The sequence below is a fragment of the Rhizobium freirei PRF 81 genome, from assembly GCF_000359745.1.
GTDB lineage: Bacteria > Pseudomonadota > Alphaproteobacteria > Rhizobiales > Rhizobiaceae > Rhizobium > Rhizobium freirei.
Window position 1 is genome coordinate 36,935 of sequence record NZ_AQHN01000077.1, and the last position, 25,447, is coordinate 62,381.

Consider the following 25,447-nt stretch of genomic DNA (forward strand, 5'->3'; position numbering starts at 1 on the left):
ATTTGCTAGTTCTTCGGAGGGGTGGATGGCCTATCTTCTGCAGCAATTGGCGAATGCCGTTCCGATAGCTGCACTCTATGCGGCGCTGGCCTTCGGCTATTCCATCGCGTTCGGAGTGATGAAGCGGGCCGACATCACCTATGGCGCGCTGTTCGCCTTTGCCGGCCAGATGCTCGTGCTCTTTACCGATGTCGGCTACACGAGAATGTATCTGATCTTGCCGGCGGCTTTCACCTTCGGCGCCATCGTCGCCGTCAGCTATACGCTCGGCACCAGCTTTCTCGTCGGCCGGGCGATCATGCTGCCGCTGTCGCGGAAATCGCCGAACACCGTCATCGTCGCCGCGCTGGGCGTGATGATCATCCTGATGGAAACCGCGCGGCTTGCCTCCAATACACGCGGCATCTGGCTGCCGCCCCTTCTGAACGACGCGATCGTCTTCTGGGATAATGACGGCTTCCGGGTGACACTGACGGAAATCCAGCTGCTGAATACGGCGCTGATGCTCCTTGTCATCCTCGCAGGCGCCTTTGTCCTCAGATGTACGGGATGGGGGCGAATCTGGCGGGCGGTGACCGATGACGTGCTTGCCGCCGAGCTCTGCGGTACGAGCGCCAATCGCGTCTTTCTGCTCGCCTATGTCGCGTCCGCGCTGGTTGCGACCATCTGCGGCCTGCTGGCCACGTCCTACTACGGAACGATGGATTTCGGGGCAGGGCTGATGTTCGGGCTCAAGGTGCTGATGATCGCCGCGGTCGGCGGCTATTCCGACCCTTTGAAGTCGGCGGGTGGCGCGGCACTTCTTGGTCTCTCAGAGACCATGTGGGGCGCTTACGGCCCGTTCCTGTGGCGAGACTTCGTCATGTTCTCGGTGCTCGTGCTGTTGCTGGTGCTGAGCCGGCGGGAAAGGGTGGTGCCCTGAGGCTTATTTGTCCTCGGCCCATTTGGCGCGGGCTGCATCGTCGGCATCCTTGGCCGAAACCCAGCCGCCTTCCGCACCGTCTTTGCCATGTTCCTTCTTCCAGAACGGGGCGGAGGTTTTGAGGAAATCCATGACGAAATTGGCACCGTCGAAAGCCGCTTGCCGATGGGGCGCAGCGGCGATGACGAGCACGATGTTCTCGCCGGGCGCAATCTTGCCGTAGCGATGGATGGCCGTCAGGCCGAGAAGCTCGAAGCGCTCGATGGCGAGATTGGCAATGCGGCCGATCTCTGCCTCCGCCATGCCGGGATAATGTTCGAGTTCGAGCGCTCCGAGCGTGCCGCCTTCATCGCGGCAAAGCCCGGAGAAAGTGACGACGGCGCCGATATCGTGCCGCCCGTTCGTCAGCCGGTCGATTTCCGTCTGAAGATCTAAATCCTCGCGTTGAACGCGGACAAGCGGCTGTACGCTCATCAGCTTACCCTCCGGTCATCGGCGGGAAGAGCCCGATCTCCCGCGCCCCGGCGATCGGCTCGTCGTGATCGGCATGTTCCATATTGATGGCGACCCGGATCGCCTGAGGGAATTGAAGTGCAGCCTCGTATTCTTCGCCCAAGCCCTTCAAATGACTCAGGAGATCGCCGACGGTCACGACATCGGCCGGAAGGGAAATCTCCTCTTCGGCTTTGCCGATCCGCTCACGCACCCAGGCGAAATAGACGAGCTTGGTCATCATTCTTCATCCACGACATGCTTCAGCCCGGCGCGGAAATAATCGTAGCCGGTATAGATGGTCAAAAGCGCCGCGATCCAGAGCAGGCCGATGCCCATCTCCGTCGTATAAGGTAGCACCTTGTCGCCCGCCGGCCCAGCCAGCAGGAAGGCGATGGCCACGAGCTGGGCGGTCGTCTTCCATTTCGCGATGCGGGTCACGGGAACGCTGACCTTCAGGGCCGCCAGATATTCGCGCAGGCCCGAGACCAGGATTTCACGGCAGAGGATGATGATGGCTGCCCAGAGCGACCAGCCGGCAATGGTGCCGTCGGCGGCCACCAGCAGCAGGATCGCGGAGACCAGCAGCTTGTCGGCAATCGGATCGAGCATGCGGCCGATATTCGAGGTCTGGTTCCAGATGCGCGCGAGGTAGCCGTCGAGGAAATCGGTGAGCGAGGCGATGACGAAGATCCACAGCGCGACCCAGCGCGCGAAATCGGAACCTTCCAGCTTGCCTTCGATGAAGAAGCACAAAACGATCAGGGGTACGCAGAGAATGCGGCCGTAGGTGAGCAGATTGGGAATGCTGTAAGCGCGCGAAGCCATGGAAATCGTTTCGTCTCGTTTGTCTCTGCGGTCTCGGTGAGCCTCTATTCAAGTCTCATCTCGTCCCAGCCATTTGATTGAGCGTGACCTGGTCCAAAAACCGCTCCGCGCTTTTTGGGGCCATGCCTAGATGATGGTTTGACTAGCTTATCGTCAACATTGTTTCTGTTTTTTCACCGCTATTGCGTGGAATTTGCGACCGGGATTTTCTATTTCGCGGCGTCTTCATGAAAATGGTTATAGACCTGCCGAGCCACACCCTCCGATATGCCTTCCACGGCCATCAGATCGGAGAGCGCGGCGCGCGAAACGGCCTTGGCGGTGCCGAAATGCTGCAGCAATGCCCGCTTGCGCGAAGGCCCGATGCCACCGATCTCGTCGAGAGGGTTCTTCACCATCTCCTTCTTGCGCCGGGCGCGATGCGAGCCGATGGCAAAGCGGTGGGCTTCGTCGCGCATGCGCTGGATGAAATAGAGTACCGGATCGCGCGGCGGCAGCGTGAAACTTTCGCGCGAAGGGGCGAAGAAGCGCTCGCGCCCGGCATCGCGATCGACACCCTTGGCGACGCCGATGGCGATGACGCTGTCGGTGATTCCCAGTTCCTCGAGAATGGCGCGCACGGCCGTCATCTGCCCCTGGCCGCCGTCGATGAGGATGATGTCGGGCCAGGCGGGGAAGGGCTGGTCGGCCGCATCGGCTCCGGCAGACTCAACGGCAATAGTGCGGTCGGGCTTTCCCTCTTCCTTCAGCAGCCGCGAGAAGCGACGGGTCATGACTTCGCGCATCATGCCGAAATCGTCGCCGGGCGTGATGTCGGTCGATTTGATGTTGAACTTGCGATACTGGCCTTTGACGAAACCTTCCGGCCCGGCCACGACCATGCCGCCCACGGCATTTGTCCCCATGATGTGGGAGTTATCGTAGATCTCGATGCGCTGCGGCACGTAGGGAAGCTGGAATGTTTCCTTGAACCCTTCGAGCAGCCGCGATTGCGAGGCCGTCTCCGCCAGCTTGCGGCCATGCGCCTCGCGGGCATTGGCGACGACATGATCGACCAGATCGCGCTTCTCGCCGCGCTGTGGCACCAGGATCGCCACCTTATGTCCAGCCTTCTCGCCGAGCGCTGCTGCAAGCAGATCGATTTCCTCGACCGTCTCCGAAAGCAGGATCTGACGCGGCACCGGCTTGTCGTCGTAGAATTGCGCCAGGAAGGCATTCAGTACTTCAGCGCCCGAGAGCGACGGATCGGCCTTCGGGAAATAGGCGCGGTTACCCCAGTTCTGCCCGGTGCGGAAGAAGAAGACCTGAATACAGGAAATGCCGCCCTCGTGGTGGATGGCGAAGACGTCGGCCTCCTCGACGCCGGCCGGGTTGATGCCCTGGTGGCTCTGCACATGCGAAAGCGCAGCCAGCCGGTCGCGAAAGACAGCGGCGCGCTCGAAATCGAGATCCTCGGCGGCGGCGTTCATCGCCTCGGCCATATGCGCCTTGACGTTCTGGCTCTTGCCGGAGAGGAAGTCCTTCGCCTCCTGCACAAGTTCCGCATAGCCCGCATCGCTGATCTCATGCGTGCAGGGCCCGGAACAGCGCTTGATCTGGTAGAGCAGACAGGGGCGGGTGCGTGTCTCGAAGACGCTGTCGGCACAGGTGCGGATCAGGAATGCGCGCTGCAGCGAATTGATGGTACGGCCGACGGCACCCGCCGAGGCGAAGGGGCCGAAATAATCGCCTTTGCGGGCGCGAGCGCCGCGATGCTTGAAGATGGCCGGCGCGCGCTGATCGCCCGTGATCAGAATATAAGGAAACGACTTGTCGTCCCGCAGCAGCACATTGAAGCGCGGCCGCAAGCGCTTGATCAGATTCGCTTCCAGCAGCAGCGCTTCCGTCTCCGTGCGGGTGGTCACGAATTCCATATTGGCGGTTTCACGCACCATGCGGGCGATGCGGTTGGAATGAACCCGGCCCATCGCATAATTGGCGACGCGCTTCTTCAGGTTCCGCGCCTTGCCGACATAAAGCACGTCGCCTGCTTCGTTGAACATGCGGTAGACGCCGGGATTGTTCGGCAGCCGCTTGACGAATTCGGCGATGAGTTCCGCGCCGCGAAGCCCGGTCTCGTTCTTGCCGCCCTCGTTCCAGTCGACGGGCGCAACGGGGGAGGCGGCGGCATCGCCCTCCACCTCGATGTCGTCTTCCATGTCTTCCGATTCGTCGTAGAGAATGCCGCCGTCAGGCAGCTTTCGTCCATTCATTCCGCACTCTCCGCCACATCGGGCGTTTCCCAGGCAAGATGCTGGCCGCCGTCGAGCGCTATCATTTGGCCCGTGATCGAGGGCGTGTCAAAAAGAAAGCGGACGGTGCGGCCGAATTCTTCGAGCCCCGGCGCCGCCTTCAATATGAGGCCGTCGATCTGCGCCTGAAAGTCCTCTTCCGTCTGCCGCACGCTGCGCACGGTTGGGCCGGGACCGATCGCATTGACACGGATGCGGGGAGCGAAGCTCTGCGCCATCGTCTGCGTAGCCGCCCAGAGTGCGGCCTTTGACAATGTATAGGAATAGAAGCGCGGGGTGAGCGCCCAGACCCGCTGGTCGATGATATTGACGATCAGCCCCGGATAGGGCTCTGGAAGCTGCCGCATGAAATCGGCAGCCAGAATCGACGGCGCGCGGACATGCACCGCGAAATGCGCCTCGAAGGCTTCGGCGTCGAACCGGTCGGCGGAATCGCCGATGAAGGCCGAGGCATTGTTGACCAGCAGATCAAGCGGGCCGAGCGCATCGTTGACCTTTTTGACGAGGGTTGACGTCTCGTCCAAATTTTGCAGATCGGCCTTGATCGCAATCGCCTTTCTGCCCCGTTGCTGCAATTTCGCCACAATCTCCGCAGCCTCGTCGAAGGACTTGTTAGCATGCAGCGCCACAGCGAAGCCGTTGGCCGACAAATCCTCGGCGATGGCACGGCCTATTCTTTTGGAGGCGCCCGTTATCAATGCCGCGCGTAGTTTTTCCTGGCTCAAGAGATCGCCTTTTGCTCATCGTTACCCAATCGATGATCATATAGGGCGTGGATACACCTTATGAAAAGATGCCGCTGCAAGTGACGCTCTTGACGGCACTTATGTAAAACTTGAAGTATATTTAGATTAAAATAAGTATACACACTTTAACCATTGGTTATGGTTAATAATTCGTCTGTTGCGGTGAAGCAACATCGAAATTCAGCCATGTCTGTGCCACAATGAAATCATATTTTGGCTCTTCCAATTCCTCATTTGCCATTCAATTTCAACCTCGATCCGGGAGGGATGTGTTTTTTAATTGCTCGTGACGCTTCGAAGTCAAAGACAGTAGACGAAGCTCACGGGACTGAAAGGAGAAAAGTATGCGTACTCTCGTAACGACCCTTATGGTCTCCGCTTTCGCTCTCGGCGGTTTCACTGCAGCTCACGCTGCCGATGCCGTTGAGCAGATTCCGCAGCCGCCCGTCGCCCAGGAAGCAGCTCCGGCCGTCAACAACTGGTCTGGCTTCTACATCGGTGGCGAAGGCGACTGGAACAAAGGTCACTTCAACCGTACCGGCAATAGCTACGCCTTCGGCGGCGGTGCCTACACCGGCTACAACTGGCAGCAGGGCCAGATCGTATACGGTGTTGAAGCCGACCTCGGTTACGCCGACTCTCAAACGAGCCGTAACGGCCTGACCGCCAAGAACGGCGTCAACGGCTCGGTTCGCGGCCGCCTCGGTTACGACTTCAACCCGTTCATGCTGTACGGCACGGCCGGTCTGGCAATCGGCCAGAACAAGCTCGAAGACGCTACCTCGTCTGAAAGCAAGACGGCTGTCGGCTACACGGTCGGTGCAGGTGCTGAAACCTTCATCACCAACAACATCACGGCTCGTCTCGAGTACCGTTACACCGACTACGGCAAGAAGACCTTCAATCTCGACTCGGGCAGCTTCTCGCGCGGCTTCGACGAGCAGAGCGTCAAGGTCGGTATCGGCGTCAAGTTCTGATCATCTGCAGGCATAACCTGAAGAAAAAGCCGGGGTTTCGCCCCGGCTTTTTTGTTTTCTGCGCCTGAATATTATGCGGCGTCCTTTGGGAAATCCGTCGACACCGCCAGCTCGCGCCAGGCGTCCAGTTCCTCGGCGACATATTCATTCTTGGCCTCGATCGCGCCGACTGTATCGGAGCCGAAAGGCATGCGCAGCGGCGGGTTGGCCGCATGTGCAAGCGCGATCATCGACTTTGCCAGCCGTTTGGGATCGCCGGGCTGGCCATGGTTATGACCAGCGGCGAAATCGCGCATCGCCCCGGCAGGCGTGTCCCTGTAGTCGGCAATCGAGCTTGGGCTGACGGCAAGCGAGCTTTCGTCGAGGAAGTCGGTGCGGAAAAAGCCGGGTTCGACGACCGTGACCTTGATGCCGAGCGGCTGCAGTTCCGCCGCCATTGCCTCGGACAGGCCTTCGACCGCGAATTTCGTCGAGCAATAGACGCCCCAACCGGCAAAGCTCTGATAACCGCCGACCGAAGACATGTTGATCACATGGCCTGAACGCTGCCGGCGCATATGCGGCAGGATGGCGCGGGTCACCTTCAGCAAGCCGAAGACGTTGGTGGCATAGAGCTTCTCGATTTCCTCGGCGGTCGCTTCCTCGACCGCGCCCAGAAGTCCGTATCCGGCATTGTTGACGAGGATGTCGACCCTGCCGAAGCGCTTGACGGCGGCTGCCGCAGCTTCTTGGGCCTGTATCTCGTTCGACACGTCGAGACCGATGGCAAGTAGGTTCGGATGATTGCCGAACTTCTCCGCCAGGCCGGCAGGGTTGCGGGCTGTGGCAACGACGGCGTCGCCAGCGATGAGGGCTTCCTGGGTGATAAGGGCGCCGAAGCCGCGGGATGCACCCGTGATGAACCAAACGCGCATGATTTTCTCCTTTGTCGGTTTGCAAATCCGTGGATGGAATTTGCTTGCAGGAGAAAGGTAGCTTGATGGCATCGTTGAGATAATCTACCTTCTTCTCTACGAAGTGCTGAGAAAATCTCATTAATGCGACGCATCCGTTCTACCGATCTGTCAATCTTCCTGGCGATTGCTCAACATCGCAGCTTTCGCAAGGCCGCGGTGGAGCTTGGCGTGACCGCATCTGCGCTCAGCCATTCATTACGTGCGATCGAGGAACGATTGGATGTGCGGCTGGTCAATCGGACCACCCGCGGCGTCGGCTTGACCGAGGCCGGCGAGCGCTTGTTCGATCGCATCCGCCCGGCATTTCTGGACATCGATGACGCGCTGGAGGATCTCGATAAATTCCGCGGCCAGCCCTACGGCAAGCTCCGCGTCAATGCCCCACGCGCCGCCAAGAGGGTGTTGCTGCCCATCGTGTCAAAGTTCCTGAGCGCCTATCCCAACGTGGAAATGGAGGTCGTGGTGGACGATGCGCTGGTGGACACGGTCTCCGGCGGTTTCGACGCTGGGATCCGGCTCGGCGAAAGTATCGCCGCCGATATGATAGCCATCGCCATCGGCCCCCGTCAGCGGACGGCGATCGTCGGCGCGCCCGAACATTTTCAGCGTTTCCCGAAACCGGTCACGCCGCACGACCTGAAAGATCACCCTTGCATCCGCTACCGTTTTCCAAGCGGCGCCTATTATCGCTGGGAATTCGAACGTGGAGGTATCGAACTGGAAATCGAGGTACAGGGGCCGCTGACGCTCGGCGATCTCGACATGATGTTCGACGCCGCGGTTAATGGCTCCGGCCTTGCTTTCCTGTTTGAAGATTACGCGCTGCCAGCTTTGGAAGACGGCCGACTGATCCGCATCTTGGAGGATTGGTGCCCCTATTATCCCGGCTTCTTCCTCTATTATCCGAGCCGCCGGCAGTTGCCGACGGCCTTGCGCGCTTTCGTCGATTTCGTGAAGGCTGGCGATGTCAAACGGAGCTAAGCCGGGCGTCGTCAGGCTTGCGGCTTCATGGCCGGGTAATCCGGGAAATGCTTCTCGAATTTGTAGGCCCAGTCGACTAATCCCGCATAGTCCGCTTCCCATTGCCCTTCGAAGCGAAGCTGCAAGTAGCCGATGAGGGCGGCAAGCGCGAAATGGCCGGCATAGAGCTTCTTGCCGATTTTCGGCGGCTCGGCATCGAGGTGGGTAAGAGCGCGGCGGACCTTCGTCCACTGCCGGTCGATCCAGGGCTGGTGCTGTTTTTCCATCTCGCGAAAGCGGCGCTCGTAGACGATCGACAGGAGGCATTCGTTGGTGCCGTCGATCAGCGCTTCCAGAACTTCGATTTCGGTGCGCTTGCCCTTCTTCGATGGATAGAGCCCGCCTTCCTGCCGGTCGAAATAGTGCATGATGGCGCGGCTGTCGAAGATTGCTTCGCCGTTGCCGGTCAGCAATGTCGGGATCTTGCCGAGCGGGTTGTTGTCGATCAGCAGTGCCGGCCCGGCATTCGTGTCGACATGGATTTCCTCGAGCTCGATGCCGAGATGGCGCGCCGCCATGCGCACCTTGCTGGAGAAGGGGGAGGTGGACGAGCAAAGAAGTCTCATGAAATCACCTGTGGGGTATGTGCGGAAAGAAATCTAATGTTCGCCGCGCAGCCAGAAGGCGCGCTGCGAGGCGAAGCGGTCTTGCGCCAGCATGTCCTTTAAGGCAGGCAGCAGCGCATGCAGCTCGTCTTTTAGCGTGAAAGGCGGATTGACGATGATGAGGCCGGAACCGGTCAAGCCGGTAAAGCCGCGGTCGCTCTTGATGCTGAGCTCGGCACAAAGCATTTTCGGAATTTCCAGCGCGTGCAAAGCTTCATGAAACTGCTTGATCGGCGCATCCTTCTTGATCGGATACCAGAGGCAATAGGTGCCGCCCGGAAAACGCCGCCAGGCCTTTGCCAGGCCGTCGACCAGCCGCTCATATTCGCCTTCTTCCTCGAAAGGCGGGTCGACGAGCACGATGCCGCGTTTTTCCTTTGGCGGCAGATGCGCTCCGAGCGCCAGCCAGCCGTCCAACTCGGTGATGCGCGCGTGGTGATCGCCCTCGAACAGCCGGTGAAGCCGCTGAAAATCGTCCGGATGCAGTTCCATTGCCGAGAGCCGGTCCTGCGGGCGAAATAGCATGCGCGCGAGCTTCGGCGAGCCGGGATAGAGCCCGACGCCGCCTTCGGGGTTCAATTCGCGGATGGCGGCAAGATAGGGCTCCAGCAGCTCGGCCACCTGCGGCACAAGCTCCGCCTCCAGCAGCCGGCCGATGCCGTCGCGCCACTCGCCCGTCTTCTGCGCTTCTTCGGACGACAGATCATAAAGACCGATGCCGGCATGCGTGTCGAGGACGCGAAATGCCTTGTCCTTGTTCTGCATGTAGCGGACGAGGCGCGCAAGAACGGCATGTTTCAGTACATCGGCGAAATTGCCTGCGTGGTAGATGTGCCGATAGTTCATTGTCGGTGAAGTCCGCATGAATTGTTGAGATGGGCCGGATTGTCTCTAGTGGCCGGACATCGCTTGAAATATACAAACATCATGAACATTGCGACCCCCATCCAAGCCAAATCGCGCATAGGCCACACCGCCTGTCCGCATGACTGTCCCTCCACCTGCGCGCTGGAGGTCGATCTGACGGAAGACGGCAGGATCGGCCGGGTCCGCGGCGCCAACGACCATTCCTACACCTCGGGCGTCATCTGCGCCAAGGTCGCGCGCTACGCCGAGCGGCTCTATCACCCCGATCGGCTGATGAAGCCGCTGCGCCGCGCCGGTGCCAAGGGCGAGGGGCGCTGGCAGGAGCTTTCCTGGGACGACGCGCTGGACGAAATCGCCGAAGCCTTCGTCAAGGCCGAAGCCAAAGATGGCAGCGAGGCGATCTGGCCTTACTTCTATGCCGGCACCATGGGCTGGGTGCAGCGCGATTCCATCGAGCGCCTCCGCCACGCCAAGCGCTATTCCGGCTTCTTCTCGTCGATCTGCACCAACCCGGCCTGGACCGGCTTCACCATGGCGACGGGCGTGCTGCGCGGCCCCGATCCGCGCGAGATGGGCCGCACCGATTGCGTCGTTATCTGGGGTACGAATGCGGTCGCGACACAGGTCAACGTCATGACCCATGCGATCAAGTCCCGCAAGGAACGCGGCGCCAAGATCGTCGTCGTCGACATCTACGACAATCCGACGATGAAGCAGGCCGACATGGCCTTGATCGTCAGGCCGGGCTCGGATGCGGCACTTGCCTGCGCCGTCATGCACATCGCCTTCCGCGACGGCTATGCCGACCGCGCCTATATGGCCAAATATGCCGACGATCCCGCCGGCCTCGAAGAACACCTGAAGTCGAAGACCCCGGCATGGGCCGCTGATATCACCGGTCTTTCGGTCGACGAGATTGAAGCCTTCGCCAAGCTCGTTGGAACGACGAAGAAGACCTACTTTCGTCTCGGCTACGGCTTCACCCGCCAGCGCAACGGCGCGGTCGCCATGCATGCAGCGGCCTCAATCGCCACCGTTCTCGGCTCCTGGCAGTATGAAGGCGGCGGCGCCTTTCATTCGAACAGTGATATCTTCCGCATGGACGCGAGCGAACTGACCGGCCGCGCCATGAAGGATCAGGATATCCGCATGATAGATCAGTCGCAGATCGGCCGCGCCTTGACCGGCGATGCCGTGGCGCTGCGCCATCGCGGCCCGGTGACCGCCATGCTGATCCAGAACACCAATCCGGTGAACATCGCGCCCGAACAGCGGCTGGTGAAGCGCGGCTTTGCCCGCTCCGATCTTTTCGTGGCGGTACACGAGCAGTTTATGACCGATACGGCCGAGATGGCCGATATCGTCATCCCCGCCACCATGTTCGTCGAGCATGACGATATCTATCGCGCCGGCGGCCAGAACCACATCCTTCTCGGCCCGAAGCTTGTCGAGCCGCCGCCGACGGTTCGCAGCAACCTTTTCGTCATCGAAGAACTGGCCAAACGTCTTGGTGTTGCCGATCGCCCGGGCTTCGGCTTCTCCGCGCGCGAGATGATCGACAGGGTACTGTCGAGGAGCGGATTGCCGGATTACGATTATTTCCTCGAGCACAAATGGTTCGATCGCCAGCCGGATTTCGATGAGGCCCATTTCATCAATGGGTTCGCCCATCCTGACGGCAAGTTCCGCTTCCGCCCGGATTGGACCAACCAGCCGGCGCCGAACCGCCCGCCTGCGTCGGTCGGCTTGCTTGGGCCGCATGTCGAGCTGCCCGAGTTTCCGGATCAGGTCGACGTGATCGAGGTGGCCGATCCCGAGCATCCCTTCCGGCTTGCGACCTCGCCATCGCGCAATTTCCTGAATTCGAGCTTCGCGGAAACCAAGACGTCGCGGCAGAAGGAAGGTCGTCCCGAAGTGATGATCAATCCGGCCGATGCCGAAGCGCTCGATATTGCCCATGGCGAACTGGTTCGCATCGGCAATGGAAGAGGGGATATCCGTATTCATGCGCGCGTGACGACGGAAGTGAAGCCGGGCGTCTTGATCGCCGAAGGTCTGTGGCCGAACAAGGCCCATGTCGACGGCGAGGGCATCAACGTGCTCACCGGCGCCGATCCGGTCGCGCCCTATGGCGGCGCGGCTGTTCACGACAACAAGGTATGGCTCCGCAAGGATATGGCATGACTAAATTCGAAAAGGCGAAAGCCGAAATCGTCAGCGAAAAGACGCTGGCGGATCAATGGACGCGGCTGAGCAGCTTCGATCTCGACTACACGGATTCACGCGGCGAAAAGCATCGCCTGAAGCGCGAGGTCTATCATCGCACGCCGGCCGCCTGCATCCTGCTTTATGATCCCAAGCGGGAAACGGTGGTGCTCGTTCGGCAGTTTCGTCTGCCGGCCCAGCTTGTCGGCGAACCTGCCTGGATGATCGAAGTGCCCGCCGGCCTGCTCGATGGCGACGATCCGGAAGCCGCCATCCGCCGCGAGGCCATGGAAGAGACCGGTTTCCGCGTGCGCGATGTCCGCTTCCTCTTCAAGGCGATGACCTCACCGGGGGCCATTACCGAGATCATCCATTTCTTCGCCGCCGTGATCGATACCTCCGATCGTGTTGCCGATGGCGGCGGGCTTGCCGAGGAGCATGAGGATATCGAGGTGCTGGAAGTGCGGCTGGCGGAAGCCATGGCGATGATCGAGAGCGGCGATATCTATGACGCCAAGACGATCATGCTGCTGCAATGGGCAACGTTGAACGTCGCGACTTTGCGATAGACGCTGAGTGATCGGGAGCTTTGTTGAAAACTCAGCTCCTCATTCATCACAATGTCACGAATCGAGCTTACCCGGGCGTGCCGGCCGAAAACATTCGAATGTTTTCGAGCCTCCTTCGATCATGGACGCTGTTTCAGGAGAAAGCCGATGTGGCTCAGCAATTTCACGCTCGTTCTTCCCAGTGAAGTCGTCGAAAAGGGCGCGGTGCGCGTTGAGGACGGCGTGATTACCGAAATCCGCTCCGAGCCGGTGGAGCAGCCAACCTTCGACGGTGGTGGACGCCTGCTGATGCCGGGTTTCGTCGACCTGCACTGCGACATGATCGAGCGCGAGATCGCGCCGCGGCCAAACGCGATGATGCCGATCGATTTCGGTATTCACGAGCTCGACAAGAAGCTGGCGGCGGCCGGCGTCACCACCGCTTTTGCGGCACTCTCCTTTGCGACCGAAAGCGTCTACGGCCACGTCCGTTCGCTCGAAACCACCTCGGCGGTCATCCGTGGCATCGGCAGTCTGCGCGACGAACTCCTGATCGACCATCGCGTCCATGCCCGTTACGAAATCACCAATCTCGGCGCGGCTTCGACCTTGGAGCGGTTGCTGGAGGAGGGCTCTGTCGACATGGTCTCCCTGACCGATCACACGCCGGGGCAGGGCCAATATAACGACATCGAAAGCTATATCCGCAGCATGTCCGAGCGCCGCTCCATGTCGCGCGAGGCCGCCGAGGAAGTTGTGGCAACGCGTATTGCGCAGCGCCAGGATCCGGAGATCGAGCGCAAGCTGCATGATGTCGTCGCACTGTCGCTGAAGCATAAGCTTTCGCTGGCTTCGCATGACGATGACAGCGCCGAGAAGGTGGCGGCAATGCACGATCTCGGCGTGACGATCAGCGAGTTTCCAGTCACCGGCCCGGCCGCAGAAGAAGCCTGCCGCCGTGGTCTTTGGACGCTCATGGGTGCGCCCAACGCACTACGCGGCCAGTCGATGTCCGGCAATCTCAGCGCTCTGGATGCGGCCCGTGCCGGCCTGCTCGGCGTTATCGCAGCCGACTATCACCCGGCCGCCTTCGTGCCGGCGATCTTCAAGATTGCCGATGTTGTTGCCGACGGCCTACCGGCGGCAGTTGCGACGGCAACTTCCAATGCCGCCCGCTCGGCCGGCCTCAAGGATCGCGGTGAAATCGCCGTCGGCCAGCTTGCCGATCTGGTTGCCGTCGAGCCCGGTTCGGTTCATCGCATCCGCGCAACCTTCCGCGGCGGCCGCGTCGTCTATAGCGACGGCACGCTGCATCCGCTGATGGCGATGGCAGCTTGAAAGTTAGCTTCTGTCGCCGAGCAGTGACACGATCTGCCGCCCTTGGGTGGCAGATGTCTCGGCAAGGCTCACGGCCCGGCCGGCTTCCATCGTGACCTTGCCTTCCGCCACCAGCCGCAGCGACTGCGGATAGATCTGGTGCTCGACCGTGAGCACACGGGCGGCGAGGCTATCGGCGGTGTCGTTGGTCAGCACAGGCACCGCGGCCTGGCCGACGACCGGGCCTTCATCCATACCTTCGGTGACGAAATGCACGGTGCAGCCGGCGACGCGCATGCCGGCGTCGATGGCGCGCTGATGCGTGTGCAGGCCGGGGAAAAGCGGCAGCAGCGACGGATGGATATTGATGATCCGGCCCTTATAAGCCTGGATGAAACGCGCGGAAAGAAGCCGCATATAGCCGGCAAGGCAGATGATGTCGGGCGAGAGGGCTTCCAGTTGCGCCAGGATTGCCTCTTCGTGGGCTTCCTTGCTGGCAAATTCCTTGCGCACGAAGGCGAAGGTCGCAATACCTTCCGCCGCAGCCTTTGCCAGTCCGCCTGCATCGGCCTTGTCGGAAATGACGCCGACGATCTCGGCCGGATAGTCAGCCGCTTTCGTGGCTTGCAGAAGAGCCAGCATGTTGGAGCCGCCGCCCGAGATGAAGACGACGACGCGTTTGCGCGGCGTGGTCATAGAGCCAGCGTGCCCTTGTAGACGGTGCCGTGGGCGCCTTCTTCGCGGGGGATCATCCGGCCGAGCGTCACCACGGCTTCGCCCTCGGCCTCGAGTGCGGCCTTCACGGCCTCGACGTTTTCCTGAGCGACGACGACGATCATGCCGATGCCGCAATTGAAGGTGCGCAGCATTTCCTTGGCCTCGACGCCGCCGACCTTGGCAAGCCATGAGAAGACCGGCGGAACCTTGACGGCCGTCAGGTCGATTTCAGCCGCCAGATGCTTCGGCAGCACGCGCGGAATATTCTCCGGAAAGCCGCCGCCGGTGATGTGGGCAAGCGCTTTCAGAGCATGGGTTTCGCGGATGGCCTTGAGCAGCGGCTTCACATAGATGCGCGTCGGCGTCAGCAGCGCTTCGCCGAGCGCCTTGCCTTCTGCGAAGGGAGCCGGCGCATCCCAGCCGAGGCCGGAAAGCTCGACGATCTTGCGCACCAGCGAGAAACCGTTGGAATGGACGCCGGAGGAGGCGAGGCCGAGGATGATGTCACCTTCGGCAATATCGCCAGACGGCAGCAGCTGGCCGCGTTCGGCGGCACCGACGGCAAAGCCCGCCAGATCGTAATCGCCATGGGAATACATGCCCGGCATCTCAGCCGTTTCGCCGCCGATCAATGCGCAGCCTGCATCGCGGCAGCCTGCAGCAATGCCGCCGACGATCGCCGCACCCTGGTCGGGATCGAGCTTGCCGGTGGCGAAGTAATCGAGGAAGAACAGCGGCTCTGCGCCCTGGACGACTAGATCGTTCACGCACATCGCAACCAGATCGATGCCGACGGTGTCGTGATAGTTGGCGTCGATCGCGATCTTCAGCTTGGTGCCGACGCCATCATTGGCAGCGACCAGCACCGGATCGGTGAAGCCTGCGGCCTTGAGGTCGAAGAGGCCGCCGAAGCCGCCGATTTCGCCGTCGGCGCCAGGCCGGCGCGTCGAACGGACGGCAGGCTTGATCTTTTCGACGAGCAGGTTGCCGGCATCGATATCGACGCCCGCGTCGCTATAGGTCAGACCGTTTTTTCCAGACTGGCTCATGCTTCCGCCTCCGATGGCCGCCTGTCCATTATGACAGGGCTTTCATCGGGTCGCCATTGCATGATAGGGGCCTTTATGCAAGGCGCAAGCGCCGCAAACACCGCGATTTTCCCCGCTTCCCATCGTCGAGCGCAGATTTCCGGCCTCAGGCTTGACCATAATTGCGGCGTCATCCTATGTCCTAAGCACACGGCAAACGGGCTGGAAGCAACGGGGAAGACGATGGAGCAAAAGGTCAGCGGGGCGAGCCTCAAGCGTCAAGTCATCTTCTGGGTGATCGTGCTCGTCGCTTTCGTCTCCTTTGTCTATGTCTTCAGCACCATCCTGCTGCCGTTCATTGCCGGCATGGCGGTTGCCTATTTTCTCGATCCGGTCGCCGACCGGCTGGAGCGGATCGGCCTTAACCGTCTGATGGCGACGGTGGTAATCCTGGTATCCTTCGTGTTGATCTTCGCGCTGGCGTTGACGATCTTCATCCCGATCATCGTCAACCAGTTCAACGATTTCATTCAGCATATACCGACCTATGTGCAACAGGTGCAGCAGCTGGTCGCCAAGGCACAGACGATGGTGTTGCCGGACTGGATCCGCAATCAGCTTGGAGCCATCAAGGACAATTTCTCCAGCATCATGTCGGATGGGCTGAGCTTCGTCGGCGGGCTGTTCGCTCAGATCTGGAGCTCCGGAAAGGCGCTGGCCAACATCATCTCGCTGATGGTCGTCACGCCCGTCGTCGCATTCTACATGTTGCTCGATTGGGACCGGATGATCTCCAAGGTCGACGACTGGATCCCGCGCGACCATGTCGCCACCGTCCGCCAGATCGCTCGCGAGATCGATCAGGCGATTGCCGGCTTCATCCGGGGACAGGGCTCGCTCTGCATCATCCTCGGCGTCTATTACGGCGTCGGCCTCTCGCTCGTCGGCTTGAACTTCGGTCTTCTGATCGGCCTGTTCGCCGGCATGATCAGCTTCATTCCCTATGTCGGGTCGATGGTCGGCCTCGTTCTGGCCGTTGGCGTGGCGCTCGTTCAGTTCTGGCCCGATTACCTGTGGGTCGGCCTGACGCTCGTCGTCTTCTTCACCGGCCAGTTCCTGGAAGGCAATGTGCTGCAGCCGAAGCTCGTCGGCGAAAGCGTCGGCCTGCATCCGGTCTGGCTGATGTTCGCGCTTTTCGCCTTCGGCGCGCTTTTCGGCTTCGTCGGGCTGCTGATCGCGGTTCCGGCCGCAGCCGCCTGCGGCGTCCTTGTCCGCTTTGCCCTTTCGCGGTACCTTCAGAGCGATCTCTATCATGGACGCTCGGAAGCTGGCCGGGCGCGCAGAGCCAAGGCCGGCAAATCCGAGAACAGCTAGACATGACCGACGCAAAGAATGCTGATTTGAGGCGCAGGGCCGCCGAACAGCTACCCTTGGCCTTTACGCACGACCCCGCAAGCGGCCGAGACGATCTGCTCGTCGCCGATCCGCTGAGCGCGGCCGTGAGGATCGTCGATTCCTGGCCGCACTGGCCGTCGCCGGTCGTCATTCTGGCCGGTCCCGTCGGCTCGGGAAAATCGCATCTCGCCAGCATCTGGAGCGAGAGATGCGACGCAACCCCCATTCATCCCATGGCAGGCTCCAATGCGGCCGTTATTGCCGCGGACGGTCCGGTCATTTTCGAGGATGTGGATCGCCTGGGTTTTGACGATACGGAACTCTTCCACGTCATCAACAGCGTCCGCGAGAATGGCACGAGCCTGCTGATGACGACGCGTCTCTGGCCGATGTCCTGGCCGGTCGCGCTTCCCGATCTGCGCTCCCGTCTGAAGGCGGCAACGGTCGTCGAGATCGGAGAGCCCGACGAGGAACTGCTGTCGCAGATCATCGTGAAACTCTTCGCCGACCGCCAGCTTTATATCGATGACAAACTTGTTCTTTATATCGTCAATCGGATGGAGCGCTCGATGAATGCGGCGCAGCTGATCGTCGACCGTTTGGACCGGCTGGCGCTGGCGCGAGGCACGAGGATCACGCGCGTATTGGCCGCCGAAGTCTTGAATGAGCTGGGCAGCGCCGGTCAGCCGGATTGAGTTGATGCAGAACTGTCACAGTTCCGTCGTCAAACTGATATACGTGGCACAAGATTAGAAAGAGGGTAGGTGGAACATGGACTCGGCACTCACGGAACATCAGGATGCCAACCAGCAGGCCCCGGAGGCAGCACCTTCCGTCAGCGAGCTGCTGACCAGCCCCGAGCGCTTCATCAACCGTGAATTTTCCTGGCTGCAGTTCAATCGCCGCGTCCTTGAAGAGACGCTGAACACCGCCCATCCTCTGCTGGAGCGGGTGCGCTTTCTCTCGATCTCCGCCGCCAACCTCGATGAATTCTTCATGGTGCGCGTCGCCGGCCTCGAAGGTCAGGTCCGCCAGAAGATCCTCGTGCGCACGCCCGACGGCAAGACGCCCGCCGAGCAACTCGACGACATCCTGCGCGAGATCGACAATCTGCAGATGGAGCAGCAGGCATCGCTCGCCGTCCTGCAGCAATATCTCGCCAAGGAAGATATTCTGATCGTCCGCCCGGCCGCGCTTTCCGATGCCGATCGCCAGTGGCTGCACACCGAGTTCGAGCAGGCGATCTTCCCGGTTCTGACGCCGCTGTCCATCGACCCGGCGCATCCTTTCCCCTTCATTCCGAACCTCGGCTTCTCGATCGCGCTGCAGCTGAAGAGCATGAACGGCCGCGAGCCGATGACGGCTCTGCTGCGCCTGCCGCCGGCCCTCGACCGCTTCGTCCGCCTGCCGGATGCGAGCAACGTCATCCGCTACATTACGCTTGAAGATGTCGTGAACATCTTCATTCACCGGCTCTATCCCGGCTATGAAGTGCAGGGCTCTGGTACGTTCCGCATCATCCGCGACAGCGATATCGAAGTCGAGGAAGAGGCCGAAGACCTGGTGCGCTTCTTTGAAACCGCGCTGAAGCGCCGCCGCCGCGGTTCCGTGATCCGTATCGAGACCGATTCCGAAATGCCGCTCGAGCTTCGCCAGTTCGTGGTGGAATCGCTGAACGTACCGGAAAACCGCATTGCGGTTCTGCCGGGTCTGCTCGCGCTCAACACGCTGTCTGAAATCTGCAAGGCGCCGCGCGATGATCTGCGCTTCGAGCCCTACAACGCCCGATTTCCTGAGCGCGTCCGTGAGCACGCCGGCGATTGCTTCGCCGCCATCCGCGAAAAGGACATGGTCGTCCACCACCCCTACGAGTCCTTCGACGTGGTGGTCCAGTTCCTTCTCCAGGCTGCGCGCGATCCTGACGTTCTGGCGATAAAGCAGACGCTCTACCGTACCTCCAACGATAGTCCGATCGTCCGCGCACTGATCGATGCCGCCGACATGGGCAAATCCGTCACTGCACTGGTGGAGCTCAAGGCCCGCTTCGACGAAGAGGCGAACATCCGCTGGGCGCGCGACCTGGAGCGCGCCGGCGTGCAGGTCGTCTTCGGCTTCATCGAACTCAAGACCCATTCGAAGATGTCGATGGTCGTTCGCCGCGAGGACGGTAAGCTGCGGACCTATTGCCACCTCGGCACCGGCAACTACCATCCGGTCACTGCCAAGATCTATACCGACCTCTCATACTTCACTTGCGACCCGAAGATCGCTCATGACATGGCGAACATCTTCAACTTCATCACCGGCTATGGCGAGCCGGAGCACGACATGAAGATCGCGGTTTCGCCTTACACGCTCCGCAGCCGCATCCTCCAGCATATCGAGGGTGAGATCGAGCACGCCAAGAGCGGCCAGCCGGCGGCGATCTGGATGAAGATGAATTCGCTCGTCGATCCCGATATCATCGACGCGCTCTATCGTGCCAGCAATGCCGGCGTCGAGATCGACCTCGTCGTGCGCGGCATCTGCTGCCTGCGTCCGCAGGTGCCCGGTCTTTCCGAGAAAATCCGCGTCAAGTCGATCATCGGCCGCTTCCTCGAGCACAGCCGCATCTTCTGTTTCGGCAACGGTCAGGGCCTGCCGTCGGAAAAGGCGCTGGTCTATATCGGCTCAGCCGACATGATGCCCAGAAATCTCGATCGCCGCGTCGAAACCCTCGTGCCGCTGACCAATAAGACCGTGCATGAACAGGTGCTTTCACAGATCATGCTGGGCAATATCATTGACAATCAACAGAGCTACGAGATATTGCCGGACGGTACTTCACGGCGCATGGAAGTGCGCCAGGGAAAAGAGCCATTCAATGCGCAGCAGTATTTCATGACCAATCCCAGCCTGTCCGGCCGTGGTGAAGCCTTGAAATCCAGTGCGCCGAAACTGATCGCTGGGCTGTTGTCGGGCCGCAACAAATAAACTGGACCTGCATGGTTGAATCAGAAGCCCAGGGGCGCCTTCCCGGTATTGCCCCTGTCTCCGTTGTCGATATCGGGTCGAACTCGGTCCGTCTCGTCGTCTATGAAGGCCACTCGCGGTCTCCGACCATTCTTTTCAACGAGAAAGTGCTTTGCGGCCTCGGCAAAGGCATAGCACTGACCGGGAAGATGGATGAGGAAAGCGTCGGCCGGGCCCTTGCCGCATTGCATCGCTTCAAGGCGCTCTCCGACCAGGCCCGCGCGTCGACCATCTATGTGCTCGCGACCGCAGCGGCGCGCGAAGCCAGCAACGGCCCCGAATTCATCCATCAGGCCGAAACCATCCTGCAGCGCAAGGTGCGTGTGCTTTCGGGCGAAGAAGAAGCGCGCTTTTCTGCGCTCGGCATCATCAGCGGCTTCTTCCATCCGGATGGCATCGCCGGCGACCTCGGCGGCGGTTCGCTAGAGCTGATCGACATCAAGGACCGCGAGATCGGCAAGGGCATCACGCTGCCGCTCGGCGGTCTGCGCCTGTCCGAATATGCCGGCGGCTCGCTCGATAAGGCGCGCGGCTTCGCGCGCAAGCACGTCAAGACGGCGAAGCTCTTGAGCAAGGGCGAGGGCCGTACCTTCTACGCCGTCGGCGGCACATGGCGAAATATCGCCAAGCTGCATATGGAACTCCGCAAATATCCGCTGCACATGATGCAGGGCTACGAAGTCCAGCTCGACGAGATGGTGCGCTTCCTGGATCAGATCGTCGAATCAAAGGATTCGAAGGATCCGGCCTTCCAAGCCGTTTCCAAGCATCGCCGTTTGCTGCTGCCCTTCGGCGCCGTCGCCATGCGCGAAGTGCTGACGGCCATGAAGCCGTCCATCATCTCCTTTTCCGCACAGGGTGTGCGCGAAGGCTATCTCTATTCGTTGCTGACGGAGGTGGAGCGCCATGGTGATCCGTTGCTGGTGGCCTCGGGCGAGCTTGCCATCCTGCGTGCCCGTTCGCCGGAGCATGCCCGCGAGCTTGCGGAATGGACCGGCCGGATGATGCCGTTCTTCGGGATCACCGAGACGGAAGAGGAAAGCCGTTATCGCCAGGCAGCCTGCCTGCTTGCCGATATCAGCTGGCGTGCCCATCCCGACTATCGAGGCTTGCAGGCGCTGAACATCATCGCCCATACGTCCTTCGTCGGTATCACCCATGCCGGCCGCGCCTTCATTGCGCTTGCCAACTACTATCGTTTCGAGGGGTTGAACGACGACGGCGCGACCGAGCCGCTGGCGACGATCGCCACGCCGCTCTACATCGAACGGGCGAAGCTTCTCGGCGGCCTGTTGAGGGTCGTCTATCTGTTTTCGGCATCGATGCCGGGGATCGTGCGCAACCTGTCGTTCCGCCGTTCGACAAACCCGGATTTCGATCTCGAATTCGTCGTTCCCTCTGAATATCACGATTTTGCCGGTGAGAGGCTCGAGGGCCGCTTGCAGCAGCTCGGCAAGCTCACGAACCGCCGGCTGGCTTTCTGCTTCGAATAAATCTGCCTGCTTCCAGCGGGCCTGAAGCCTCTCCCCGCATCGCAGGGAGAGGCGGTTTCGTCGCTGCTTACTTCGCGTTCAGGAAATCACCCACTTCAAGCAGGCTGAATTCATTGTCGTCAGCCTTGTTGACGGCGCGGCCTGCCGAGAAGGGCAGGTTGTTGTCGTTGCCGATGACGATGTGCGTGGCATCGACGCGGTCGACATTCTCGATGGTGACGAAAGGCATGTCGTAGAAGCCTTCGCCGCCGCCCTGGCGGCGCTTGTGGTCCGGATCCTCGATGCGCATCAGGTCGATATAGCCGATCTTGCGAACGGACTTGCCGACATTGGCGTCGCTGAACTCGATCTTGTAGACGCGCTTCAGCTCGGCCGGAGCCTCGAAGCAATCCGGCTTCGGCTGCTTGGGATCGGCGCAAGCCTTGTCCTTCGTGCCGGCGCCATTGTCACGTTCGATGACCAGGGCCGTCGTTTCGTCGAGCATGTTGAAATCGCCGATGGCGATGCCCTTGTCGGCGAAGGGGTACAGCCAGCTGCGGCCGGTCCAGCTCTTCGAAGCGACGTCGAATTCGATGACGCGGATGGCCGTCTTGCCGTCTACATTCTCCACCTGACCGTCTTCCTTGTAGATCGGGCCCTCCAGCAGACCATAGAGCTTGGAACCGTCCTTGGACATGGCGAGACCTTCGAAGCCGCCAGAGCGCTTCAGGTTGAAGGCCGGCATCTTCTGCGTCGGGTTGCCCGGCAGCTGCAGCAGCGGATTGTCGGGGGACATGACAGGCTTGCCGTCAAGCGTCGTGGCAAAGACGTCCGTCAGCTGGCCGTTCGTATCGAACTTCAGCAGGTAGGGGCCGAATTCCTCGCCGATCCAGAAGCCGTCGGCGACCGGCTGGATCGATTCGATGTCGAAATCGGCGCCGGTCAGATAGCGCTTGTCGGCGCCTTCCATGACGATTGGGAAGGGAGCTTTCTTGTTCGGATCGGACAGGAACAGGTTCTTGACGACTTCGACCTTGCCGCTATCCCAATCGAACTTGAGTTGGTGCAGGAAGAGCATGGCGTCGCTGGAGTTCTGCTTGGAGCCGAAGCCGTTGTCGGAGAGCGTCCAGAACGTGCCGTCGGGCATGGTCTTGATGCCTGAGAAACCCTGGATCGGCTGGCCGGCGAAGGGCAGCTTCACGTCGGTGATGCGGGCGCCATCCTTGCCCGGTACGGTGCCGAGCGCCTCGGTGCGCTTGCGATCCGGCGTGGTGAACTTGCCGGAGGTCTTCAGGAATTCGGACGCATCGGCAGGAGCCGCGGCAATGGTGTTGGCCGGCAGGATAGCCTGGCCGACGAGCTTTGCCTTGAACTGCTGCTCATTTGCCTGGGCCGATGCGGCAAGCAGAATGAAGAGTGCCGTGGAGGCGGAAAGAATTCGGGTCATCATGTCACCTTGTTGGTGGGGAGTGGCGAAAACACCCCCGCTTAACAGGCGAGCCATATCCGCGAATTAACGCTTAGGTGAAGATTTGGTGACTGTGGACAACCCATAGGGTGTGAAGCTAACGCGTGTACCGATATCGATGCGCAGCCAATGATATGCATTGCTTACAGTCTGCCACGGATTGCCTTTAGCGCTTGCCGGTCCTGCGTATGAAGCGCGATCACTCCGAGGTGTTGATCGCGCCCGCGTACGGCGTGATCGCCGAGCTCTTCCTTGACGACCGCTTCGGGAAGCTCGATCCGTTTGGCAAGATCGCTCGAAATCAGCACTTGGCGTTCCAGCGTCTTGCAGAGCGACTCCAGTCTCGCGACGGTATTCACCGTGTCGCCGAAATAGGCGATCTTGTGATGGTCGACGCCGATTTCGGCCGTGACGATGCTCCCGCCATGCAGGGCGGCGCGCAGGCGCGGCACCCTGCCGTAGGATTTCAGCCAGGTTTCGGAGTTCGCTTCGATATCGTCGAGGATATTGAAGACGCAGCGCACGCAGTTGGCGTTCTTGATGCCACGGCGGAGCGGCCAGGTGATGATGGCGGCATCGCCGATATAGTCGTCGATCGCGCCCTTGTGCCGGCGCACGGGCTCGGCCATGGCGGCAAACACGGCGCCGAGAAATTCCTGGGTCTTGAGGTCGCCATGTTCCTCCGCAAAGGCGGTGGAGCCGACGAGATCGATGAACAGGAAAACGCGCTCCTCCTGTGTCGGATTACGGTAGCGGCCGGTCAAAAGGCTAAGGAAGACGTCGCGGCCCAGCAGCTCCCGCACCCGGCCGATGAAGATGATGACGGCGGTCACCAGGACGGCGTAGAGATAGACGTTGAACTTGAGGAGCGTGAGCTGCTCCCACGTGCCGTCCACCAGGCCCAGCAGTTTCATCAGGCTGCCCGCCACGGCATAGCCGACGCTCATCAGGATGAAATCGACGATGAGCGCCGAAAGAATAAAGGCCGGTGTCGGCAGGCGATGCATCCAGACGTTCAGCCGCGGCAGGATCATGCGGCGCTCGAAGGCGAGCAGCGGCATGCCGCAGAACAGCGCGAAGACTGCACCGATATACAGCGGCGATTCATGAAAGAAAATCTTGCCATAGATGACGCCGGTCGAGGCGACAACCAGCGACGTCAGGGTCCAGTTGCGTATCGAATGGAAAATGCCCATTCACTTTTCCGCCGAGAAGCGACGTCTGTCATCGACGCGGGATTGCGCCGGCAAACCGGAACGTCATCGATTAAAACGATTACATCAGACGTTCATTCCATGAGATTTGCGGCGCAATCGTGATGACCGCGGGCATCTCCTTCCGCGAATCATACGCAATCGCGGCGCTGTCGGGAAGAAGAATGTCACGCCCGGGCTAAAGGGTGATTGTTTCGATCCGCTTTCCGACGAAGCGTAGGGCCACCTGCCCCTGAATGAGCTGCAAGGCCGTTTCGCCGAAGAGATCACGTCGCCAGCCGGTGAGGGCGGCGACATCCGCCTTCCCACCCTCGGCAGCGATCTTGTCGAGGTCCTCGCTGTTGGCGATGACTTTCGGTGCGACGCCATGCTTCTCAGCGATCAGCTTCAGCAGGACTTTCAGCAGTTCGGCAGCCGCAGCGGTGCCTTCGGGTGCCTGTTGATGGCGTGGCGGATGCGGCATTTCGGATTTCGGCAACTCCAGCGCCGCATTGATCGCCTCGAGCACGGCATTACCTGCAGCCGAGCGTTCCCAACCTTTCGGGATGGTGCGCAAACGGGCCAGCGCCTCAGTATCCTTCGGCTGCTGCTGGGCGATCTCATAGATCGCATCATCCTTCAGCACACGGGCGCGCGGAACGTTGCGATTGCGTGCCTCGCGCTCGCGCCATGCGGCCACATATTTAAGGACTGCGAGTTCCTGCGGCTTGCGCAGCCGCATCTTCAGTCGCTGCCAGGCATCGTCGGGGTGCAGATCATAGGTATCGCGCGCTTCGAGAATTGCCATTTCCTCCTGCAGCCAGGAAGCGCGCCCCTCGCGCTTCAGCTGCTCAGCAAGCGAAAGATAGACGTCACGCAGATGGGTCACGTCGGCGAGCGCGTAATCCAGCTGCTTTTCCGAGAGCGGCCGCCGGCTCCAGTCGGTGAAGCGCGAGGACTTGTCGATGTGAACATTCTTGATGCGGCTGACGAGCTGGTCGTAGGAGACGGAATCCCCAAAGCCGCACACCATCGCCGCGACCTGCGTATCGAAGATCGGATGCGGAATGAGATTGCCGCGATGGAAAATGATTTCGATATCCTGGCGCGCGGCGTGAAAAACCTTCAGCACGGAAGGATTGGCCATCAGCTCGAAAAAGGGCGTCAGATCCAGCCCCTTGGCGAGCGGGTCGACTAAAACTTCGGTGGTCGGGCTTGCCATCTGTATCAAACACAGCTCCGGCCAGAAGGTCGTTTCTCGCAGGAATTCGGTATCGATGGTAATAAAATCCGACTTGGCCAGCTCTCGGCAGGCCGCCTCCAATTGGGCGGTAGTTTCGATCATCTCAACACATTCATCGATAAAATAGTTCTTTAACTTCCTTCTC

23 protein-coding genes are annotated in these 25,447 nt (G+C 60.7%); 10 read left to right on the plus strand and 13 right to left on the minus strand.

Annotated elements, in window-relative coordinates; genetic code table 11:
• The first annotated feature begins 25 nt into the window (after nt 1–25).
• Nucleotides 26–922, plus strand: a complete 897-nt coding sequence (locus RHSP_RS20680) for a branched-chain amino acid ABC transporter permease (RefSeq protein WP_004122195.1) — start codon at nt 26–28, stop codon at nt 920–922.
• A gap of 3 nt (nt 923–925) precedes the next feature.
• Here RHSP_RS20680 and RHSP_RS20685 read toward each other — a convergent pair whose 3' ends face one another.
• The 5 genes from RHSP_RS20685 to RHSP_RS20705 all read right to left on the minus strand — a co-directional run bounded on the left by RHSP_RS20685 (nt 926) and on the right by RHSP_RS20705 (nt 5,258).
• Nucleotides 926–1,396 (minus strand): molybdenum cofactor biosynthesis protein MoaE, encoded by a 471-nt coding sequence (locus RHSP_RS20685; RefSeq protein WP_004122198.1) that lies wholly within the window; start codon nt 1,394–1,396, stop codon nt 926–928.
• 4 nt (nt 1,397–1,400) lie between these two features.
• Nucleotides 1,401–1,655 (minus strand): molybdopterin converting factor subunit 1, encoded by a 255-nt coding sequence (gene moaD, locus RHSP_RS20690; protein WP_004122202.1) that lies wholly within the window; start codon nt 1,653–1,655, stop codon nt 1,401–1,403.
• The gene (gene pgsA / locus RHSP_RS20695) at nt 1,655–2,242 is read right to left on the minus strand and encodes a CDP-diacylglycerol--glycerol-3-phosphate 3-phosphatidyltransferase (protein WP_004122205.1); all 588 of its coding nucleotides are present in this window, start codon (nt 2,240–2,242) and stop codon (nt 1,655–1,657) included. Before pgsA ends, moaD begins: the two co-directional genes overlap by 1 nt.
• A gap of 209 nt (nt 2,243–2,451) precedes the next feature.
• Nucleotides 2,452–4,494, minus strand: a complete 2,043-nt coding sequence (gene uvrC / locus RHSP_RS20700; protein WP_037153422.1) for an excinuclease ABC subunit UvrC — start codon at nt 4,492–4,494, stop codon at nt 2,452–2,454.
• Nucleotides 4,491–5,258 (minus strand): SDR family oxidoreductase, encoded by a 768-nt coding sequence (locus RHSP_RS20705; protein WP_004122213.1) that lies wholly within the window; start codon nt 5,256–5,258, stop codon nt 4,491–4,493. Before RHSP_RS20705 ends, uvrC begins: the two co-directional genes overlap by 4 nt.
• A gap of 365 nt (nt 5,259–5,623) precedes the next feature.
• Between RHSP_RS20705 and RHSP_RS20710 the strand changes: the two genes are divergently transcribed.
• Nucleotides 5,624–6,256, plus strand: coding sequence for an outer membrane protein (locus tag RHSP_RS20710; protein ID WP_004122217.1), 633 nt, complete (start codon nt 5,624–5,626; stop codon nt 6,254–6,256).
• A 71-nt stretch (nt 6,257–6,327) separates the two neighbouring features.
• Here RHSP_RS20710 and RHSP_RS20715 read toward each other — a convergent pair whose 3' ends face one another.
• On the minus strand, nt 6,328–7,170 hold the full coding sequence (locus RHSP_RS20715; protein ID WP_004122220.1) for an oxidoreductase: 843 nt from the start codon (nt 7,168–7,170) through the stop codon (nt 6,328–6,330).
• 123 nt (nt 7,171–7,293) lie between these two features.
• Here RHSP_RS20715 and RHSP_RS20720 point away from each other — a divergent pair, with 123 nt between their 5' ends.
• Nucleotides 7,294–8,193: a LysR family transcriptional regulator gene (locus RHSP_RS20720; protein ID WP_037153425.1), complete on the plus strand. Its 900-nt coding sequence runs from the start codon at nt 7,294–7,296 to the stop codon at nt 8,191–8,193.
• Nucleotides 8,194–8,204: 11 nt separating this feature from the next.
• Here the strand turns inward: RHSP_RS20720 and RHSP_RS20725 are convergent, their stop codons facing one another.
• Nucleotides 8,205–8,798, minus strand: coding sequence for a glutathione S-transferase (locus RHSP_RS20725; protein ID WP_037153428.1), 594 nt, complete (start codon nt 8,796–8,798; stop codon nt 8,205–8,207).
• A gap of 33 nt (nt 8,799–8,831) precedes the next feature.
• Complete coding sequence (locus RHSP_RS20730) at nt 8,832–9,683, minus strand: 23S rRNA (adenine(2030)-N(6))-methyltransferase RlmJ (protein ID WP_004122224.1); 852 nt, start codon at nt 9,681–9,683, stop codon at nt 8,832–8,834.
• 81 nt (nt 9,684–9,764) lie between these two features.
• On the opposite strand from RHSP_RS20730, the gene RHSP_RS20735 reads away from it, so the two are divergent.
• From RHSP_RS20735 to RHSP_RS20745, 3 genes are all read left to right on the plus strand, one after another.
• Entirely contained in the window at nt 9,765–11,888 is a 2,124-nt protein-coding gene (locus tag RHSP_RS20735; protein WP_200863285.1) for a molybdopterin-containing oxidoreductase family protein, read from the plus strand.
• Nucleotides 11,885–12,478, plus strand: a complete 594-nt coding sequence (locus RHSP_RS20740) for an NUDIX domain-containing protein (RefSeq protein ID WP_004122230.1) — start codon at nt 11,885–11,887, stop codon at nt 12,476–12,478. Before RHSP_RS20735 ends, RHSP_RS20740 begins: the two co-directional genes overlap by 4 nt.
• 147 nt (nt 12,479–12,625) lie before the next feature.
• Nucleotides 12,626–13,795, plus strand: coding sequence for an alpha-D-ribose 1-methylphosphonate 5-triphosphate diphosphatase (locus tag RHSP_RS20745; protein ID WP_037153431.1), 1,170 nt, complete (start codon nt 12,626–12,628; stop codon nt 13,793–13,795).
• A gap of 3 nt (nt 13,796–13,798) precedes the next feature.
• On the opposite strand, the gene purN is transcribed toward RHSP_RS20745, so the two are convergent.
• Nucleotides 13,799–14,470, minus strand: coding sequence for a phosphoribosylglycinamide formyltransferase (purN, locus tag RHSP_RS20750; RefSeq protein WP_004122235.1), 672 nt, complete (start codon nt 14,468–14,470; stop codon nt 13,799–13,801).
• The gene (gene purM, locus RHSP_RS20755) at nt 14,467–15,540 is read right to left on the minus strand and encodes a phosphoribosylformylglycinamidine cyclo-ligase (protein ID WP_004122237.1); all 1,074 of its coding nucleotides are present in this window, start codon (nt 15,538–15,540) and stop codon (nt 14,467–14,469) included. Before purM ends, purN begins: the two co-directional genes overlap by 4 nt.
• A gap of 222 nt (nt 15,541–15,762) precedes the next feature.
• Between purM and RHSP_RS20760 the strand changes: the two genes are divergently transcribed.
• The 4 genes from RHSP_RS20760 (at nt 15,763) to ppx (ending at nt 21,419) form a co-directional block, all read left to right on the plus strand.
• Nucleotides 15,763–16,893: an AI-2E family transporter gene (locus RHSP_RS20760; protein WP_037153436.1), complete on the plus strand. Its 1,131-nt coding sequence runs from the start codon at nt 15,763–15,765 to the stop codon at nt 16,891–16,893.
• A gap of 2 nt (nt 16,894–16,895) precedes the next feature.
• Nucleotides 16,896–17,609, plus strand: a complete 714-nt coding sequence (gene hdaA, locus RHSP_RS20765; protein WP_004122241.1) for a DnaA regulatory inactivator HdaA — start codon at nt 16,896–16,898, stop codon at nt 17,607–17,609.
• Nucleotides 17,610–17,685: 76 nt separating this feature from the next.
• Nucleotides 17,686–19,887: an RNA degradosome polyphosphate kinase gene (locus RHSP_RS20770; RefSeq protein ID WP_004122243.1), complete on the plus strand. Its 2,202-nt coding sequence runs from the start codon at nt 17,686–17,688 to the stop codon at nt 19,885–19,887.
• Between the two features lie 11 nt (nt 19,888–19,898).
• Nucleotides 19,899–21,419 carry an exopolyphosphatase gene (ppx, locus tag RHSP_RS20775; RefSeq protein WP_004122246.1) on the plus strand — a complete coding sequence of 507 codons (1,521 nt, stop codon included), beginning with the start codon at nt 19,899–19,901 and terminating at the stop codon, nt 21,417–21,419.
• Nucleotides 21,420–21,486: 67 nt separating this feature from the next.
• Here the strand turns inward: ppx and RHSP_RS20780 are convergent, their stop codons facing one another.
• The 3 genes from RHSP_RS20780 to rnd all read right to left on the minus strand — a co-directional run bounded on the left by RHSP_RS20780 (nt 21,487) and on the right by rnd (nt 25,404).
• Nucleotides 21,487–22,845: an esterase-like activity of phytase family protein gene (locus tag RHSP_RS20780; RefSeq protein ID WP_004122249.1), complete on the minus strand. Its 1,359-nt coding sequence runs from the start codon at nt 22,843–22,845 to the stop codon at nt 21,487–21,489.
• 164 nt (nt 22,846–23,009) lie between these two features.
• Nucleotides 23,010–24,062, minus strand: a complete 1,053-nt coding sequence (locus tag RHSP_RS20785) for an adenylate/guanylate cyclase domain-containing protein (protein WP_004122252.1) — start codon at nt 24,060–24,062, stop codon at nt 23,010–23,012.
• 196 nt (nt 24,063–24,258) lie between these two features.
• A complete protein-coding gene (gene rnd, locus RHSP_RS20790) occupies nt 24,259–25,404 on the minus strand; it encodes a ribonuclease D (RefSeq protein WP_037153441.1) in 1,146 nt (381 codons plus the stop codon).
• Nucleotides 25,405–25,447 lie beyond the last annotated feature (43 nt).